The organism is Chromobacterium haemolyticum DSM 19808 (assembly GCF_000711885.1).
GTDB lineage: Bacteria > Pseudomonadota > Gammaproteobacteria > Burkholderiales > Chromobacteriaceae > Chromobacterium > Chromobacterium haemolyticum.
On sequence record NZ_JONK01000021.1, the window covers coordinates 11,442 to 24,791 of the forward strand.

The window sequence follows — 13,350 nt, forward strand, 5'->3', positions numbered from 1 at the left end:
ATGGGGTGAAACCATCATTTTCGCAAGATCGCGATGCGAAAGAAACCACCTAGTCCGGCATCTTCGTCATGAACCTTGCTCAAACGACAGGCCGCCAGGATATCTTCAAGCCGACGGTTGATGTCGGTGGCGATTAGACGCGACAGCTGGTTGCCGGCGCTGCGCAACAAGGACGGCCGCTGGCCGTCGGGCAGGAATTTATCGAACACCGCCGCCCGGCCGCCGGGCTTGAGCACGCGTTCCACTTCGCGGATGCAGGCTTGCGGGTCCGGCACCACCGCCAACGCCAGATGCAGCACCACCGCGTCGAAGCTGGCGTCGGGGAAATCCATCGCCTGCGCGTCCATCACCCTGGCGTCCACCGCCATGCCCAGGGCCTCGGCGTGAGCGCTCAGCCGCGCCAGCATGCCGTCCGAGATGTCGATGGCGGCCACATGGCGGCAGCGCACCATAAAGTCCAGGTCCAAACCGGTGCCGGCGGCCACCAGCAGGATGCGCTCCTCCGGCTGCGGATTGAGCAGGGCGATGGAACGGCGACGGCGCGCGGCGAAAGCCTGCGCCACCCTATCGTAGACCGGCGCATACAGGTTGTAGCGCCAGCGGTTGAATGCCTGCGGCCAGCGCCGCCATCCGCTAACACTCACCTTGGAACTCCTTGCGGAAGCGGGCCAGCCGCTCCCAGTCCACGCCCTGGGCCGGCGCCGGAGCGGCGAAGTAAAAGCCTTGCAGTTTGCCGCAGCCCATCTTTTTGAGCATGGCCAGTTGAGCGGCCGTTTCCACGCCTTCGGCCACCACCTCCAGATCCAGGGCCTTGGCCAACGCCAGAATAGCCCGCACAATAGCCGCCGATTCCTGAGTGCGATCCAGATCGAAGACAAAGGACTGGTCTATTTTCAGCACATCGAAACGATAGCGATGCAGATAGGACAGCGCCGAATAACCGGTGCCGAAGTCGTCCAAGGCCAGCCGAACCCCCAGTTCATGCAACGCGTGCATCACGGTGGCGGCGATTTCCGGCTGATCGATCAGCGCGCTTTCGGTGATTTCCAAATGCAGCGTCGCCGGCGGCAGCCGGTAGTGCCGGATGCGCTCGCCTATCCAGACCGCCAGTTCCGGATCGTGGAAATGGGCCGACGACAGATTGATGTGCAGGGCCACCTCCGGCCCCACCCGGCCCTGAGCGCGCCACGCGCTCAATTGAGCGCAGGCGGCGTTCAGCATATAGCGGTCCAGACGGGTAATCAGCCCGCTCTCCTCGGCGATGGGCAGGAACAAGCCGGGCGAAATCAGGCCGCGCTGCGGATGCTGCCAGCGGGCCAAGGCTTCGAAGCCGACCAGCTCGCCGCTGTCTCCTTCCATGAAGGGCTGGAAATACGGCAGCAGCTGTCCCTCTTCCTCCAGCGCGCGCCGCAGTTCGCTCTCCAACGCCAACTGGTCCGCCTGATTGATGCGCAGCTCATGGTTGAACAAGGTATAACCCTGCCGCCCCTGCTGCTTGGTGCAATACATCGCGTGGTCGGCATCGCGCAACAGATCGTCGGCCTTGTGGTAATGCTCGTGGTCCGCCAGCACCACTCCGACGCTGGCGGTGGAAAACACCTCCCGACCCGCCAGGATCACCGGTCGCTCGAACTCGCTGACAATGCGCTGGGCGATGCGCTCGCAGTCGCCGCCGCCGTCCATGCCGAACATCAACACCGCGAACTCGTCGCCGCCCAGCCGCGCCAGAAAATCGTAATGGCGCAAGCAGGAACGGATGCGCGCGCCGGCCTCGAACAAAAGATGGTCGCCGGCCAGATGACCCAGGGTGTCGTTGACCAGCTTGAAGCGATCCAGATCGATGAACAGCACCGCAAAGCGCTCGCCTCCGCCATGCGAATACGTCTCCCAAGCCCGGCGCAAGGCCTTGGAAAAATAGCTGCGGTTAGGCAGCTTGGTCAGCGGATCGTGCAGGCTGTCGAACTCCAACTGGGCGTTGACCGCGTCCAGCTCGCTGGTCCGCTCCCGCACCCTTTGCTCCAGCTCCACGTAAGCGGTTTGCAGGCTTTCCAGCGCCTTGACCCGGGTCAGCGCCGCCCCGATATGGTTGGCGACGAATTCCAGCACCTCTTGATCGCGGAAGTTGTAGACCACGTCCTCTTCATAGCTCTGCACCGCCAGCACGCCCAGGAGATCGGTGCCGCAATACAAGGGCACGCCCAGCCAGCTCTTGGGCCGGGGCAGCTCCTCATCGGCCTCAGGCTGGCGGTTCTGCTGCGAATAGGGATCAATCAGCAAAGGCCGTCCGCTGTGCAGCACCTGTTCGACAAAGCCCTTGCCGGGCCGATGCGGCTTGAGCGGCGGCGCGTATTCGTCGGCGCAGTAGGGAAAGCTGATGCAATCCTCGGCCTGATCGTACAAGGCCACCAGACAATTGCGCGCCGGCACCATTTCGGCCAGCAGGCGGTGCAGACCGCCGAGAAAAGCCTCCAGCGACAAGCTGGTATTCGACAACTCCGCGATACGGAACAAGGCGCCCTGGAAACGCTCGGCGCGCTTGCGTTCGGCCACCTCCGCGCGCAATCGCGCGTTGGCGCCTTCGAGCTCGCTGGTGCGCAGCCAAACCTGGCGCTCCAACTGGCTGCGATGCAGCACCCGCTCCAGCACAAAGCCGACATGGCGGGCGGCGAACAGAAACAACTGCTGCTCGGCCGATGTCAGCGGCGTTTGATCCTCGTACAGCTGCAGCACCACCGCGCCGATCACATGGCCGCCGGCATTGACCAGCGGCGCCCCCATCCAGCTGGCCGGCAGCAGTCCCTGCCGGCTCAGCCCCTCCTGCTGACACACTTCCAGCAGGCGCTCCCGGCTCAGCACCACCGGCTTGCCGCCGCGGATCAACCAGGCGGTCAAGGACTGGGCGTGGCCAGTCAGCGGAAAAATGGCGTCGCTGGCGGGTGGGGCGGGGTCGCGTTGGTCGATGTAGAAGGGAAAGTGGATGACTTGGGCTTCATCATCGTATAGGGCGATGTAGAAGTTGCTGGCGTCCATCAGCCGCATCATCTGCCGGTGCAAGCCGGGCAGAACCTGATCGATGGTGCCGCACTCTTCGGCTAACTGCGAAATATCGAACAAGGCTTCGTTGGCTTCGCGCGCGGCCACCTGCTCCGCGCCCAGCCGCGCGCACAGCAGATGCGCGCAGAGCAAGGCGGCGGAAGGATTCAGCGCCGAGCCGGCGTCTCCGCGCCACACCAACCATCCCAGCACCTGCTCCCCGGCGCGCAAGGGCATCGCCTCACAGCCTGCATGCAACCTGCCGCCGCCCTCCAGCATTTCCACGCTAGGCAGAGCGTCGGCAGCGCCCAAGGCCGCCAAGAGCTGCCAGGCCGCCCCCAGCTGCCGCCAAACCGCGGCAACACGCACTCCTCCCTGCTCTTGCAGCAGAGACAGCGCCATTGCGGCAGCCTGCTCTGGCGTCGCCAGATATTCAGCCATGCTCTTCATGTGATTATCGTAGTATGAGTTAGCTGGAAAATCCGGCCATGCCGATGCGCCCCTCCCCATGGGCGCGCCGGCTCAGGACGCCGCGGCGCGCTGAATACAGGACAGCAGGCGCTGCAAGTGTTCCGGCTGATGCATGGCCGACAAAGACAGACGCAAGCGCGCCGTCCCGGCCGCTACCGTGGGCGGGCGGATCGCCGGCACCCACAAGCCCTGCTCGCGCAGACGGGCGGCCATGGCCAACGCCTGTTCTTCGCTGCCTATGATAAGTGGCTGAATCGGCGTTCGGGAAGCCCCTACGGAGTATTTGAATTCAGATAGTCCTGATTTGACAGTTTCTATCGATTCACGCAGCCGCGCGCGCCGCTCATCCGCCTCGGAGATCAAGCGCAGGCTGGCCAGAATCGCACAGGCCAACGCCGGCGGCTGGGAGGTCGTGTAAATATAACTGCGCGCGGAATTGATCAGCCACTCCACCAAGTCCGCTCCGCCGGAGATGAAGGCGCCGGCCACCCCAGCGGCCTTGCCCAAGGTCGCCATGTAAATCAAGCGCGGGCTGGACAGCCCGTGCTCGGCCAGCGCGCCGCGACCATCGCCCAGCACGCCGAAGCCATGGGCGTCATCCACATACAGCCAAGCGTCATAGCGTTCGGCCAAGGCCAGCAACGCCGGTAGCGGGGCTTCATCGCCGTCCATGCTGTACACCGACTCCACCGCGATCAGTTTGGAGCGCGCGCTGGACTCCGCCAGCAAACGTTCCAGTTGCGTCAGGTCGTTGTGATGAAAGCGCTTGAACTCGGCGCGGCTCAGTCTACAGGCGTCGTTCAACGAGGCATGGTTCAGCCGGTCGGCGAACACCGCGTCGCCGCGGCCCAGCAAACTGCTGACAATCGCCAGATTGGCCGCGTAGCCGGAGCCAAACAATAATGCCGCAGGCTGGCCGACGAATTCCGCCAACGCCTCCTCGGCCTGCTGTTGCACGCTGAAGTGACCGGCCAGCAAATGCGAGGAGCCGCCGCCCACCCCCCAACGTTCAAGACCCTGCTGCGCGGCGCGCACCAGGGCCGGGTGATCGGCTAATCCAAGGTAATCGTTGCTGGCGAAAGAGACATAGGAACGCCCGTCCACCACCACTTCGACCCCTTGAGGGCTGTCGATGACCGCGCGTTGGCGACGGCAATGGGTGGCGGAAAGGTCCAGCAGGGCGGCAGGCAAGTCTTGAAGGCGCATATCGGCTCGAAATATCCCGTGAAAAGGGCTTGGCCGGAACCAGCCTCGCCGGCCGCCCAAGCTATTCCTTATATATACATTTTTTACATCGCCCGCGAATCCGCCGCCCAATCCGCTCAAAGCGGCGTCAGATCAAGCTTTTCCAACAGCTGCCGGTCGGCATCCACCTCGGGGTTGCCGGTCGTCAAGAGCTTGTCGCCGTAAAAGATGGAATTGGCACCGGCAAGGAAGCACAAAGCCTGCGTGGACTCATCCATTTCGCGGCGTCCGGCGGACAATCGCACATAGGTTTTGGGCATCACGATGCGGGCCACCGCGATGGTGCGCACAAACTCGGTCCAGTCCAGCGGCTCGGCGCCTTCCAGCGGCGTGCCCTCTACCTTGACCAGCTTGTTGATAGGCACCGACTCCGGTTGCGGCTCAAGATTCGCTAGCTGTGCAATCAGACCTGCGCGATCGTTGCGGGTTTCATTCATGCCAACAATACCACCACAGCACACCGATAGACCCGCACTGCGTACTTTTCCCAAAGTGTCCAGCCGATCTTCATAGTCCCGCGTGGCAATGATATCGGAATATTTGTCCGGCGAGGTATCCAGATTGTGATTGTAATAATCCAGGCCGGCCGCCTTCAGTTTTTCCGCCTGTCCGCCCTTCAGCAAACCAAAGGTGGCGCAGGTTTCCAGCCCCAAGGCTTTGACTTCCTTGACCATTTCCAACGTTTTTTCCAAGTCCGCGTCCTTGGGGCCGCGCCAGGCCGCGCCCATGCAAAAGCGGCTGGCCCCGTTGGCCTTGGCCGCGCGCGCGGCGCTCAAGACCTCGTCCACCGTCAGCATCGGCTGATTGGGCACCGGCGTGTCGTGATGCGTCGATTGCGGGCAGTAGCCGCAGTCTTCCGGACAGCCGCCGGTCTTGATGGAAATCAGCGTGGACAGCTGCACCTTGGTGGGGTCGAAAAACTGGCGATGAATCTCGGCCGCGCGGAATACCAGCTCCATGAAGGGCAAGGCCAGCAGCGTTTCGATTTCCGCCACAGTCCAGCTGGCAGATTCCGGATGCGGGTTGGCGGAAGGCTTGAATTCGATAGCGGAAGAATGCATGGTCTATCCTGGCTGTGGTCACTGTCCGGCGATGGAAGACCTTGATCTGGCAAGGATAACTCCGGCTTTCGCCGTCAGGACCGTCAGAGTGCCACGCCCGGCCGGGCGTGGGGCGAATCAGCGCATCTTGCTGGGGAGGGCGCCATGCTGTCAAACCTGACAAGGATCATAACTGACAAGTGCACAATATTTAATCAGCCATGCCTGCTCTGCGGGGACTGGCGGGCAGAGCGGGGCTTTTGCCAGGACTGTCGCCGACAGTTGCCTGCTCTGCCGTCCACGCAATGCGCGCGCTGCGCGGAACCGCTGCCCGTCTCCGGCTTATGCGGCCAGTGCCAACGCCGGCCTCCCGCCTTTGACGCGCTGTACGCGCCGTATTTGTTCGATTACCCTCTCGCCGCGTTGATCCACGCCTTCAAATACGGAAAACAGCTGCAGATGGGCGCGGCCTTGGGTGGCTTGCTCGCCGATTTCGCCCTACCGCTCAGCCCAAAATATCACCTCGTCATTCCTGTTCCACTGGCAAAAGAACGGCTTGCCGAACGCGGTTTCAATCAAAGTCATGAGTTGGCAAAAGCATTCGCTGCTACAATGGCGAGCCGTTTGAGCGCCGAGGTTTGTTGGCGAAAATACAACACTCTTCCCCAAGCCTCCCTCGGACGCGCCGAACGCCGGAAAAACCTCCGCCATGCTTTCGGCGTAAATTGCCGCTGTGACGGGCTTTCCATCGCCATTGTCGATGACGTCGCCACCAGCGGCGCCACCCTGTCGGCGCTGGCCGAAATTTTGAAAAAACAGGGGGCAAAACGGGTCGATGGCTGGGTGCTCGCCAGGGCCTTTTCTCCTAAAACTTGACCAAGATTTTGATTCTTTGGAACAATCCAGGCTGCCAACGATGTTCACTGTAATTCTTTTTCAGCCGGAAATACCGCCCAACACGGGCAATGTGATTCGTTTATGTGCCAACACCGGCTGTGAACTGCATCTGGTCAAACCCATGGGCTTCCCTTTGGAGGACGCCAAGCTGCGACGAGCGGGACTCGATTATCACGAGTACGCACGCGTAGTGGTTCATGAGGATTGGGCGGCTTGTCAAGAGACTTTGCGCGGACGGCGTATTTTTGCCGCCACCACCAAGGGCTCCGAGCGCCATGACCGGATATCCTATCAACCTGGGGACGTTTTTTTGTTCGGTCCCGAATCCCGCGGTCTGCCGCCTGAAGTGCTGGAGTCTTTGCCTCCGCAGCAGAGGATTCGTTTGCCGATGCGTCCAGAATCAAGAAGTCTCAATCTTTCGAACACGGTCGCGGTGACGGTGTTCGAGGCTTGGCGACAGCTAGATTTCGCAGGGGGAAGCTGAAGCGGTTCGCAGATCGGCCCAACAAGGGACTCTGAAAAGCCTGGTCCGAGCGCTTGCTAGCAAGCGCGAAGCGCCGACGTTCAAACGGCGCGCCAAGGTTTGCAGTGGTTCCGACAGCATAAGGGAGATCTATGCAATCAGTACTCCGATGGCTGTGGCTTGTGTTCGTCAGTCTCGTACTCGTGGCCTGTTCCACCGTGAAGACGGCCAGCGCCACCAACCAGTCGGCCTCCTCGTCGACCGGCAACAAGAAAACCGTTGCCAAAAATGGAGCCTTTTTCCAGAACGATGGTCCCGCCGACCATATTCCGGTCAACCTGAACCTGGTGCCGGACGCTGTGCCCCAGGAAGAGCCGCTGATCAAATCAGCCAACCTGCCCTACACAGCGCTGGGAATGAGCTTCCGCCCCGACACGCGCGAAAAACCCTACCAAGCCACGGGCCGCGCCTCTTGGTATGGCAAGCAGTTCCACGGCCGCAAAACGTCCTCCGGCGAGAAATACGATATGTTCGCCATGACCGCCGCCCATCCTACGCTGCCGATCCCGAGCTATGCCCGGGTTACCAATCTTAACAACGGCAAATCCGTGGTGGTGCGCGTCAATGACCGCGGCCCCTTCCACAAGAACCGCCTGATGGACCTGTCCTACGCGGCGGCCTATCGCCTGGGCTTCGTCAAGCAAGGCAGCGCTAAGATCGCCATCGAACGCGTATGGCCGGACGCCGGCGGCGAGAACATCGCCAGCACCCGTCCCGTCAACACCGCTCGACGCGTTGAAGACACGCCCAAGTATCTGCAACTGGGCAGCTTCTCCAAACTGGCCAACGCCGAGGCGATGGTGCAGAAAATGCTGGGCGAGATGGACGATAAATACGAGTCCAAGCTTGGCATCGTGAATCAGGAAGGCGTCTACAAAGTGCGTCTGGGGCCCTTCCGCTCCAGCGACGCGGTGCGCAACGCCGCAGAGAACCTGCACGTGGAGACCGTAGTCACCAGCTTGTAAGAACAAACGATCTGCTGCGCGTCGGCGATACGGCGTTGAAACCGACTTCGAAATGCTCATGTACCCAATGTACATGCCGCTTTCTCAGCCGTTTTCGCCTTGTCTCGCTCTAGCTCGCGAGATCGTAAACAGGCTCTACAAGCGCTCGGTCAAAAAAAGGCGAAGGAGACACCTCCTTCGCCTTTGTCGTTTCCGCCGCCAATAAAAAGCCCCGGCAAGCTGCTGCCGGGGCAAGCCTGATCAATCCAGGCCCCGCTCAGGGAGGCAAGCGGGAGGTGTTGGCCACCTGCTTGTTTAGGTGCGGGCCTGTTCCTAAAGTTCCGGCGGCTCGGACTCGTCCGCAGCCGGCTGTCCCATGTACTGGTCGAACCAGCCGTTCACCACCCGCTCCACGTCCTCTACCCCGCTTTTCTTCAGGCTGGAAAACATCTGCACGCTGACGTCCGGATAGTCTTTCAGCTCGCTCTTGACCAAGGCCAGCACCTTGGATTGCTCCTGACGCGACAGCTTATCGGCTTTGGACAACAGGATATGCACCGGCCGTCGGGTAATGCGGAAGAACTCCAGCATCTTGCGGTCCAGCTCTTTCAAAGGATGGCGCGCGTCCATAATCAACAGTAGGCCGATCAGGCTCTCGCGCGACTGCAAATAGCGTCCCAGCAGCTCCACCCAGTGCGCGCGCACCGCTTCAGGCACCTCGGCATAGCCATAACCGGGCAAATCGACTAGAAAACATTCGTTACCCAGCTCAAAAAAATTGATGTGCTGAGTGCGGCCCGGCGTCTTGGACACCCGCGCCAGACGGCCATGATTGGCCAATGTGTTGATAGCGCTGGACTTGCCTGCATTGGAGCGGCCCACGAAGGCGACCTCCGCTCGGGTGGGCGGCAAGTCCTTCATGTGGTTGACGGTGGTATAAAATCGGGCGTTTTGAAAAGTCGACATAGTAGTAAGGGTGAAATCAGTTGGTATAGAATAGCAGGTTTGAAATTGCCACTTTTACAGATATTTAGGGATAGCCCCTAAAGGAGCGACCATGAAACGTATGATGCTGTTGGCGATGGCGGCTGCAACCCTGGCCGGAAACGCGTTGGCGGCTGCGCCGGTTGCCGCCAAGGCGGACCCGGTGAAGGCCAAACAGATCGTAGAAACGGTTTGCGCGGCTTGCCACGGCACTGACGGCAACAGCGTAGCCGCGGCCAACCCCACGCTGGCGGGTCAGAACGCGCACTATCTGTACACCCAGTTGAAGGCGTTCAAGGCGGGCGTGCGCAAGAACCCGACCATGCTGGGCATGGCCTCCACGCTGTCCGAAGACGATATGCGCAATGTCGCCGCCTACTACAGCGAGCAAAAGTCGAAGGACCGCGAGGCCTCCGACAAAACGCAAATGCCGCTGGGCGCCAAGATCTACCGCGTCGGCAACGCCGGCACTCAAGTCCCCGCCTGTATGTCCTGCCACGGCCCCGCCGGGAAGGGCCTGCCCGACCAGTACCCGCGTCTGGGCAGCCAGCACGCCGGCTACATCGTCAAGCAGTTGCAAGACTTCAAGGCCGGCGCCGACCGCAAGAACGGCCCGATGCAGGATATCGCCAACCGCATGAGCGACGCGGAAATGAAGGCCGTGGCCGAATACATTTCCGGCCTGCGCTGAGCACCGATGCCGCCCGACCGCGCCGCTTGCGCGGCCGGCCGGGCATGACGGCCCGCAGGGCCGCGCCGTGTAGGGAACTCCGCGCCGCTTGCGCCAGACGGCGCCGTCCGCACTTCGAGACGCGCCGGCAACTTTGTCCGGCACCCCCGGCTCAAAAGGGAAGACCCGTCCACGGGCTTTCCTTTTTGCACTTTACGCCACTATGAAAAAAACTAGCCGCAACGGCCTGGCTCATGCCTGGTATGAGTTGCTCAGCTCGATGCGCTTCGCCATCGGCCTGCTGACGATACTGGCCATCGCCTCGGTGATCGGGACGGTTCTGAAACAGAACGAACCCTATCCCAATTATGCCTTCGAATTCGGGCAATTCTGGTTTCAAGCGTTTGAATGGCTAGGCTTGTACGACGTCTACCATTCGGCGTGGTTCCTCACCATCCTCGCCTTCCTCGTGCTGTCCACCAGCTTGTGCATTCTGCGCAACGGTCCCGGCTTCATCAAGGAGATGCGCGCTTACCGTGAAAAAGCCTCCGACAACTCACTGGCGGCGATGAAACACAGCGTCAGCTTCCAGGCGGAAGGCTTCGACACCGAGGCCGCCCGCGCCTACTTGCAGGCGCAAGGCTTCCGCCTCAAGGAGCAAGCGCGCACCGACGGCGGCCTGGTGCTGGCGGCCAAGAAAGGCGCGGCCGGCAAGCTTGGTTATTTCTTCGCCCACATCGCGCTGGTGGTGATCTGCATAGGCGGCCTTCTGGACGGCAACCTGCCCTTGAAAATAGGCGAACTGACCGGCAAAGTGGTGCCCGAAACCCGCGATGTGCCGCAAAACCAGATTCCGGCGGTCAGCCGCTTGGGCCCGAACAATCTGTCCTTCCGCGGCAATGTCACCATTGCGGAGAACAAGAGCGCCGACGTTACCTTCCTCAACGCCGGCAACGGCTACCTGGTTCAGGAACTGCCCTTCATCATCACCTTGAAGAAGTTTCACGTCGACTACTACAGCAACGGCATGCCCAAGCTGTTCGCCAGCGACATCGTCGTCACAGACAAGGCCAGCGGAAAAACCACCGAGGCCACCGTCAAGGTCAACCATCCGCTGATCGTCGACGGCATCGCCATCTACCAGTCCAGCTTCGGCGACGGCGCCTCCCCGCTCAAGTTCAAGGCCTGGAACCTGGCCGCGCCGCAGGCGCGTCCCACCGAGATTCCAGCGGTGTCGATGTCCAGCCAACCCCTGAAAGCCAACGGCAAGGACTACACGCTGGAAGTGGGGGAACTGCGCGTATTCAACATAGAAAACATCGGCAAGCCTCAGGACGAGCAGCGCACTTTGTCGCAGCGCATGCACGACGCGCGCGAGGTAAAGCAAGACAAGCAGCTGAAAAACCAGGGGCCGTCGATCAGTTTCAAACTGCGCGACGCCCAGGGTCAAGCGGTGGAGTTCATGCATTACATGGCCCCGATTCAGCAAGACGGCGCCAGCTATCAGATGGCCGGCGTGCGCAAAACCGTGGCCGAACCGTTCCAATACGTGCGCATCCCCTTGGATGAAGAGATGAGCGTGGAGCGCTTCATGCGCCTGCGCGCCGCCTTGCTGGACCCGGCGCGTTACGACGAAATCGCCCGCCGCGCCGCGCACAAGGCGCTGAAAGGCGACGCTATCAGCCCGGCAATGCAGCAGCAGTTCACCGACAGCGTCAAATGGGTATTGGCGCGCTTCGGCGACAGCGGCTTCGTCGGCCTGGAGAAGTTCCTGGACGCCCGCGTGCCGCAAGACAAACGCCAGGCCGTGGCGCAAACCTATATCAAGATCCTGCAAGGCGCGGTGGCGGACGTGATGGCGGTGGCGGACGAAAAAGCCGGCCTGCCGGCGATGAAGCTGGACAGCGAGCATTACCGCTTCCTGCTGGACAGCCTGGTGGCGGTCAGCTCGCTGCACGACTACGGCGCGCCGGTATTCCTGCAACTGGAAGGCTTCGAGCAGGTGCAAGCCTCCGGCCTGCAGCTGACCCGCTCGCCCGGCAAGACCCTGGTCTATCTGGGCTCGGTGCTGCTGGTCTTCGGCATCATCCTGATGTTCTACGTGCGCGAGCTGCGTCTATGGATTCGCGTCAACGGTTCCAAAGTACGGGTAGCGATGACGTCAAACCGGCATAATCGCGATCTGGACGGCGACTTTGCGCGCCATACTCAACTAATCAAACAGCTGGTACGAGGTGCATGATGGAACTGGCCCACGCTTCTTTCTCGCAACAGCCGCTGCTGAAACGGCTGAGCCTGGCCGACTGGCTCTACGCGCTGCTGGTGCTGGGCGCCGCCGGCTATAGCTACGCGCTGTACAACCATTACATGGACGGCTATGAGCAGGCTATCCTGGCCGGCTCGGCGCTGGGCTTGATCGGCCTGGGCTGGTTCTGGAAATCCTGGCGCTGGTTCTTCCCGCTGGCGGGCTGTATCTCGTTGCTGGCGATCCAGGTTTATCAGCATGAGCTCGCGCGCGGGCAGACCGCCTTCCTGCTCAAGTACATGCTGTCCAGCCAATCCTCCATCATGTGGATGTGCACGCTGTTTTTCCTAGCCGCCTTCTCGTACTGGATCGGCTTGCTGACTCGCTCCGACACCCTCAACCGCATGGGCACCGGCCTGACCTGGGCCGCGTCGGTGATGGGCCTGGCCGGCTTGTTCACCCGTTGGTACGAAAGCTACCTGATCAGTCCGGACATCGGCCACATCCCGGTGTCCAATCTGTACGAAGTTTTCGTCTTGTTCACGCTGATCACCTCGCTGATGTATCTGTACTACGAAGCCAAGTACGCGGCGCGTCAGATGGGCGCCTTCGTGCTGCTGGTGATCTGCGCCTCGGTCAGCTTCATCCTGTGGTACACCTTCGACCGCCAGGCTCACGAGATCCAACCCTTGATCCCGGCGCTGCAATCCTGGTGGATGAAGATACACGTGCCGGCCAACTTCGTCGGCTACGGCGCTTTCGCCATCGCCGCCATGCTCGGCATCGCTGAACTCCTCTCACTGAAGGGCTGGCTCAAGGACAAGCTGCCGCCGGCCGAAGTGCTGGACGAGGTGATGTACAAAGCCATCGCCGTCGGCTTCCTGTTCTTCACCATCGCCACCATCTTGGGCGCAATGTGGGCCGCAGACGCCTGGGGCGGTTACTGGAGCTGGGACCCCAAGGAAACCTGGGCTTTGATCGTGTGGCTGAACTACGCCGCCTGGCTGCACATTCGCCTGGTCAAGGGTTGGCGCGGCGCGCCGCTGGCCTGGTGGGCGGTGGTGGGCTTGTTAGTCACCAGCTTCGCCTTCCTCGGCGTCAATATGTTCCTGGCCGGCCTGCATTCCTACGGCGGCCTGTAAGAGCCTGCTTGCGATCTGCTGCTCTTGGTGGCACGGGGTGTAAACAGATACACCCCGCTTTCTCCGCCTCAACACCGTGTCTCGCTCAAGCTCGCGAGATCGTGAGCGTGTTCTAAACCTCCCCCCGAGCCACCCCGCCGACGCGGGGTTTTTCTC

11 protein-coding genes are annotated in these 13,350 nt (G+C 61.6%); 6 read left to right on the top strand and 5 right to left on the bottom strand.

Translation table 11 applies throughout. The features are described from left to right. Window positions 1-14: 14 nt before the first annotated feature. The 4 genes from BR71_RS13380 to bioB form a co-directional block, all read right to left on the bottom strand. A complete protein-coding gene (locus tag BR71_RS13380) occupies window positions 15-644 on the bottom strand; it encodes a class I SAM-dependent methyltransferase (protein ID WP_043638145.1) in 630 nt (209 codons plus the stop codon). Beyond that, on the bottom strand, window positions 634-3,483 hold the full coding sequence (locus tag BR71_RS13385; RefSeq protein WP_081862657.1) for a bifunctional diguanylate cyclase/phosphodiesterase: 2,850 nt from the start codon (window positions 3,481-3,483) through the stop codon (window positions 634-636). Before BR71_RS13385 ends, BR71_RS13380 begins: the two co-directional genes overlap by 11 nt. Before the next feature lie 72 nt (window positions 3,484-3,555). Then, window positions 3,556-4,710: an 8-amino-7-oxononanoate synthase gene (gene bioF, locus BR71_RS13390; protein WP_043638151.1), complete on the bottom strand. Its 1,155-nt coding sequence runs from the start codon at window positions 4,708-4,710 to the stop codon at window positions 3,556-3,558. Between the two features lie 116 nt (window positions 4,711-4,826). Next, a complete protein-coding gene (bioB, locus tag BR71_RS13395) occupies window positions 4,827-5,810 on the bottom strand; it encodes a biotin synthase BioB (protein WP_043638155.1) in 984 nt (327 codons plus the stop codon). Between the two features lie 144 nt (window positions 5,811-5,954). Here bioB and BR71_RS13400 point away from each other — a divergent pair, with 144 nt between their 5' ends. From BR71_RS13400 to BR71_RS13410, 3 genes are all read left to right on the top strand, one after another. Further along, a complete protein-coding gene (locus BR71_RS13400; RefSeq protein ID WP_043638159.1) occupies window positions 5,955-6,665 on the top strand; it encodes a ComF family protein in 711 nt (236 codons plus the stop codon). Between the two features lie 40 nt (window positions 6,666-6,705). Next, window positions 6,706-7,170 (top strand): tRNA (cytidine(34)-2'-O)-methyltransferase, encoded by a 465-nt coding sequence (locus tag BR71_RS23610; RefSeq protein ID WP_081862658.1) that lies wholly within the window; start codon window positions 6,706-6,708, stop codon window positions 7,168-7,170. 131 nt (window positions 7,171-7,301) lie between these two features. Next, window positions 7,302-8,174 carry a septal ring lytic transglycosylase RlpA family protein gene (locus tag BR71_RS13410; RefSeq protein ID WP_043638166.1) on the top strand — a complete coding sequence of 291 codons (873 nt, stop codon included), beginning with the start codon at window positions 7,302-7,304 and terminating at the stop codon, window positions 8,172-8,174. 312 nt (window positions 8,175-8,486) lie between these two features. On the opposite strand, the gene yihA is transcribed toward BR71_RS13410, so the two are convergent. Next, window positions 8,487-9,119: a ribosome biogenesis GTP-binding protein YihA/YsxC gene (gene yihA, locus BR71_RS13415; protein ID WP_043638169.1), complete on the bottom strand. Its 633-nt coding sequence runs from the start codon at window positions 9,117-9,119 to the stop codon at window positions 8,487-8,489. Window positions 9,120-9,210: 91 nt separating this feature from the next. Here yihA and BR71_RS13420 point away from each other — a divergent pair, with 91 nt between their 5' ends. From BR71_RS13420 to ccsB, 3 genes are all read left to right on the top strand, one after another. Continuing rightward, complete coding sequence (locus tag BR71_RS13420) at window positions 9,211-9,828, top strand: c-type cytochrome (protein ID WP_043638172.1); 618 nt, start codon at window positions 9,211-9,213, stop codon at window positions 9,826-9,828. Between the two features lie 202 nt (window positions 9,829-10,030). Continuing rightward, on the top strand, window positions 10,031-12,049 hold the full coding sequence (locus BR71_RS13425; protein WP_043638175.1) for a cytochrome c biogenesis protein ResB: 2,019 nt from the start codon (window positions 10,031-10,033) through the stop codon (window positions 12,047-12,049). Beyond that, on the top strand, window positions 12,049-13,194 hold the full coding sequence (gene ccsB, locus BR71_RS13430) for a c-type cytochrome biogenesis protein CcsB (protein WP_043638366.1): 1,146 nt from the start codon (window positions 12,049-12,051) through the stop codon (window positions 13,192-13,194). The genes BR71_RS13425 and ccsB overlap by 1 nt, the downstream gene beginning before the upstream one ends. Window positions 13,195-13,350 lie beyond the last annotated feature (156 nt).

What these genes read in the sequence shown, in the direction of transcription:
- ccsB (WP_043638366.1), top strand. Translation starts at nt 12,049, where the DNA reads ATGGAACTGGCCCACGCTTCTTTCTCGCAACAGCCGCTGCTGAAACGG.
- bioB (WP_043638155.1), bottom strand. Translation starts at nt 5,810, where the DNA reads ATGCATTCTTCCGCTATCGAATTCAAGCCTTCCGCCAACCCGCATCCG.
- BR71_RS13420 (WP_043638172.1), top strand. Translation starts at nt 9,211, where the DNA reads ATGAAACGTATGATGCTGTTGGCGATGGCGGCTGCAACCCTGGCCGGA.
- BR71_RS13400 (WP_043638159.1), top strand. Translation starts at nt 5,955, where the DNA reads ATGCTGTCAAACCTGACAAGGATCATAACTGACAAGTGCACAATATTT.
- BR71_RS13385 (WP_081862657.1), bottom strand. Translation starts at nt 3,483, where the DNA reads ATGAAGAGCATGGCTGAATATCTGGCGACGCCAGAGCAGGCTGCCGCA.
- BR71_RS13425 (WP_043638175.1), top strand. Translation starts at nt 10,031, where the DNA reads ATGAAAAAAACTAGCCGCAACGGCCTGGCTCATGCCTGGTATGAGTTG.
- bioF (WP_043638151.1), bottom strand. Translation starts at nt 4,710, where the DNA reads ATGCGCCTTCAAGACTTGCCTGCCGCCCTGCTGGACCTTTCCGCCACC.
- yihA (WP_043638169.1), bottom strand. Translation starts at nt 9,119, where the DNA reads ATGTCGACTTTTCAAAACGCCCGATTTTATACCACCGTCAACCACATG.
- BR71_RS23610 (WP_081862658.1), top strand. Translation starts at nt 6,706, where the DNA reads ATGTTCACTGTAATTCTTTTTCAGCCGGAAATACCGCCCAACACGGGC.
- BR71_RS13410 (WP_043638166.1), top strand. Translation starts at nt 7,302, where the DNA reads ATGCAATCAGTACTCCGATGGCTGTGGCTTGTGTTCGTCAGTCTCGTA.